A 3,932-nucleotide genomic window follows, 5' to 3' on the forward strand; every position below is an offset into this window, starting at 1 on the left:
ACGCGGCGGCGGCGCCGGCCTCGGCCAGGGCGGCGAGGACCACCCGGACGGCCGCGCGCTCCAGGCGGTCCGGGCGGCCGAGGGCGACGACCGAGCGCACGGAGCGGATGTCGACGAGGGGGACGAGCGCGAGCCCCGGGCGGGGGCGGGTGGTGAACCGGGGCAGCAGCGCGCACCCCGCACCCGAGGCGACCAGCACCTCGACGACGCGGTTGTCCCTGATCCGCTGGACGACGTCCAGCGCGTGGCCGGCCCGGTTCTCGATGGCGATCCGCACGGTGTCGAAGGGGAAGCCGAGGGGCACCCCGATCCAGCGTTCACCGGCCAGGTCGGCGGCGGCGAGGCTCCGCCGTCCCGCGAGCCGGTGGGACGCGGGCAGCGCCACGTCCAGCGGCTCCCTGGCGACCGTGCGGGCGACCAGCCGGTCGGAGCCCTCGGGGGTCTCGGCGAGGCTGTGCCCGATGACCAGGTCGTGGTCGGCCGCGTAGGCGGCGAAGCCCGCCTCGGCGACGTCGGCGTCGGTGAGGACGATCTCGATGCCGGAGCCCTCCAGGCGCGGGAGCACGCCGGGCACGAGGAACTCCAGCGCGCTCGGCAGGCCCGCGAGCGTCACCGTCCCCCTCGGGCGTCCCTGCAGGTCGTCCAGGTTCCGCTGCAGCCGGGCCAGCGTGGTGGCGACCTCGCCGGCTCCTTCGGCGAGCAGCCGGCCGGCGGCGGTCAGCCGCAGCCCGCGTCCCTCCGGTTCGACGAGCGCCGCGCCGAAGGCCCGCTCGGCGTTGCGCAACTGCTGGCTGACCGCGGAAGGGGTGCGGTAGGTCGCGGCCGCCACGGCCGTGATCGTGCCCCGGTCGGCGAGTGCCCGCAGGAGCTCCAGATGTCGCAAGTCCATGTAGGCAGCCTAAAGCGTCTCTGTAGAGAATCGGGGATGGTCCTTCACTGTCCGGTGCTCGACCATGGATCCGTGCCCGTTCGTCATCGCCTCCTCGCCATCGCCGTCGCAGCCGTCTGGGGGGTCAACTTCCTGGCCATCCACGCCTCCCTCGACCAGTTCCCCCCGTTCTTCCTCGTCGCGCTGCGGTTCGCCCTGATCGCGCTCCCGACCGTCCTGCTCGTACCCCGCCCGCGGGTGCCGGTGCGCTGGCTGATCGGCTATGGCCTGGGTTTCGGCGTGGCGCAGTTCACCTTCCTCTACGCGGGCATGGCGGCGGGCCTTCCGACCGGTCTGGCCTCACTGGTGCTGCAGGCGTCGGGACCGTTCACGCTCGCGCTCGGCGCCGTCCTGCTCCGCGAACGCGTCAACGGGCGTCAGTGGCTGGGCATCGCCGTCGCGATCATCGGCATGGCGGTCGTCGGTGTGGCCCGCGCGCAGGCCGCCGGCCTGGTGCCGTTCCTGCTGGTCCTGGCCGGGGGACTCGGCTGGGCGTTCGGAAACCTGGCCAGCCGGATGGCCCAGGCGCCGAACCCGCTCCACTTCACCTTGTGGATGTCGGTGGTGGTCCCGGTCCCGATGCTCGCCCTGTCGCTGGTGTTCGAGGGTCCTGAACAGATCCTCGCCTCGCTGGCGACCTCGCTGGCCCCGTCCGCCGTCCCTGCGTGGATCGGCCTCGCCTACACCTGCCTGATCGGGACGGCGGTGGGCTCGGGGATCTGGACCTGGCTGCTCGCCCGGCACCCGGCCGGTGTCGTCGCACCGTTCTCCATGCTCGTGCCGGTGGCCGGGATCATCACGGCGGCGCTCGTCCTCGGCGAGCGGCCGAGCGGGCTGGAACTGGCCGGCGGACTCGTCGTCGTCGCCGGGGTGATGATCGGCGCGCTGCGGCAGGCCGGTCCCGGGGGCCGGGCGCTCAGCGCTGGTCGTCCGGGTTGGGGTCGGTGGGATCGCCCGCGCCGTCCTGCTGTCGCAGTTCCTCCTCACGCCGGCGCAGATCGTCCTCCCAGCGCTTGAGGAAGCGCTCCTGGTCGGCGTTGTCGCGGGTCAGCTTGGCGAGGAACTCGGGGTCGTCGTCGGGTGCGCGCGGACGCACGGTGGGCGGGCTCTCCCACTGCGGGGTCGCGCTCGCGGGCCGATCGGCGGTCCTGGCCGGACGCCCGGCCAGCAGCCAGGCGACGCCGCCGACCAGGGGGACGACCACGATCAACAGGATCCAGCCCCACTTGGGCAGGTTCCGGACGCGTGCGTCGTCGGCGAGGACGCAGTCGATGAGGCAGAAGACGAGCAGGATCGCCTCGAGCGCGAACGGCAGCAGACGGATCATCGGACTCCCGGGTTGGCTGCCTCCAACGATAGTCGCAGCATCTCCGCGACGGTCGCGGTCCTGGCGGGCTCGCTCAGGCGGCCATCGCGCGGGCCCGCAGCTGGCCGCAGAACGCCTGGGCCAGCAGTCGCCCGGTGCGCGACACCTCGGTGTCCTGGGCGTGCATCGAGCGGCGCATGTCGCGTCCGTCGTGGCCGTCGAGCTCGGCCCAGCGCCCCATCAACTCGGGCGACGCCTCGGGGTGGAACTGGACGCCCACGGCCGAGCCGACCCGGAACGCCTGGTTCGGATAGCGCGCGGTGCTGGCGAGTTGCTCGGCTCCGCCGGGCAAGGCGGTGACCGCGTCGTGGTGGGACTCCGCGACGAGGGAGTGGCCCATCTCGGCGAGCCGGCCCAGCAGCGGGTCGCTGGACGCCCCGGGATGCCAGGCGACGGGGTAGGCGCCGTGTTCGCCGCCGTCGGGATGCGCCACGGTCACCTCGCCGCCGAATGCCTCGGCGAGCAGCTGGTGACCCAGGCAGATGGCCAGGACCGGGACGTCGGCGTCCACCGCGGCCACCATGAGCTGCTTGAGCGGCTCGAGCCAGGCGTGACGAGCGCCGTCGTGTGCGCTCATCGTGCCACCCAGCACGAGGATGCCGTCGCCCACGTTGTCCACGGAGGGGACGTCGCGCTGCCACAGCGGGACGGCGCGAACCAGCACCCGGTTGCTGGCCAGCCACGGGCCGAACCGGTCGACGGGCACGCTCGGATCCGGCTGGACGATCGTGGCGCGTACTGCCCTCGGCATGTGCCGGAGACTAGTCCCGAAATCTGACGGCCAGGTTACACGCCGGCTGTGCGGGTGCTGTCCCGCCCCTGAGTGGGGTCGGGCCGGGGAGCCGGCGGTGCCAACGGCCGACCTCACCGGTCTCGCCGGCAGGCCCCGGGAGCCGCCGGCACCGTCGGGAGGATGTCAGGCCGGGACGGCTCAGGCCGGGACGGGCTCGGCGTTGAGCGCGTCCCTGGGGTCGGCCACCCTGCTCAGCGAGGGTCCCACGAAGCGGGAGACCGCCAGGCTGGCGAGCAGTGCGACCAGGACCACCAGCAGGGCGTGGCGGGTGCCGCCCAGCGTCTCGGCGGCGAGACCGATCATCGGGGAGGCGGTCATCGCCGCCACCGAGCCGAGGGACGCCATCACCGAGACCCGCGCGGGCGCCCGCCACGGGTCCTCGGAGACCGCGGCCACGGAGAGGGGGAAGCACAGCGCTGCCCCGAGCCCCCACAGCGCGACGCCGACGATGGCCAGCTGCGGGCGGGACGACAGTGCGAACAGGGCCAGCCCGGCGACGCCGAACAGCCCCGACAACTGCAGGGCGGCGACGCGCCCGAGCCGGTCGATCGCGCGCGTCCCCACCGCGCGCACGACCGCCATCGACCCGATGAACACGCCCAGGACGATGCCGCCGAACGCCTCGGTGGCTCCGAAGCCGTCGACGAAGGCCAGCGAGAGCCAGTTGTTGGCGGCGCCCTCGCTGATCGCCGCGGCGAAGGCCACCACGCCGATCAGCAGCGTGCGGGGCTCGGTCCAGGCCGACCGGCCGCGGGACCGGGCGGCCTGCGGTGAGGCGGGGCCCACCGTGGGGCGCGGCACCCCGGGCATGACCAGCCCAGCGCCCAGCGCGGCGAGCCGCAGCG

5 protein-coding genes are annotated in these 3,932 nt (G+C 74.1%); 1 reads left to right on the forward strand and 4 read right to left on the reverse strand.

The features are described from left to right. Positions 1–889: LysR family transcriptional regulator (locus QM633_RS12220; protein WP_415154037.1), on the reverse strand; the 889-nt coding region annotated here is incomplete at its 3' end. A gap of 36 nt (positions 890–925) precedes the next feature. Between QM633_RS12220 and QM633_RS12225 the strand changes: the two genes are divergently transcribed. Beyond that, the gene (locus tag QM633_RS12225; RefSeq protein ID WP_415154038.1) at positions 926–1,945 is read left to right on the forward strand and encodes an EamA family transporter; all 1,020 of its coding nucleotides are present in this window, start codon (positions 926–928) and stop codon (positions 1,943–1,945) included. Here QM633_RS12225 and QM633_RS12230 read toward each other — a convergent pair. The 3 genes from QM633_RS12230 to QM633_RS12240 form a co-directional block, all read right to left on the reverse strand. After that, positions 1,845–2,255: a PLD nuclease N-terminal domain-containing protein gene (locus QM633_RS12230; protein ID WP_415154039.1), complete on the reverse strand. Its 411-nt coding sequence runs from the start codon at positions 2,253–2,255 to the stop codon at positions 1,845–1,847. The two genes, QM633_RS12225 and QM633_RS12230, sit on opposite strands and share 101 nt — an antisense overlap. 73 nt (positions 2,256–2,328) lie before the next feature. Continuing rightward, entirely contained in the window at positions 2,329–3,045 is a 717-nt protein-coding gene (locus QM633_RS12235) for a type 1 glutamine amidotransferase (protein ID WP_415154040.1), read from the reverse strand. Positions 3,046–3,225: 180 nt separating this feature from the next. Then, positions 3,226–3,932, reverse strand: a 707-nt coding sequence (locus QM633_RS12240; protein WP_415154041.1) for an MFS transporter, incomplete at its 5' end; no start/stop codon positions are given.

Origin of the sequence: Propionicimonas sp. (assembly GCF_047606205.1) — a bacterium.
In the GTDB taxonomy this organism is placed as follows: domain Bacteria; phylum Actinomycetota; class Actinomycetes; order Propionibacteriales; family Propionibacteriaceae; genus Propionicimonas.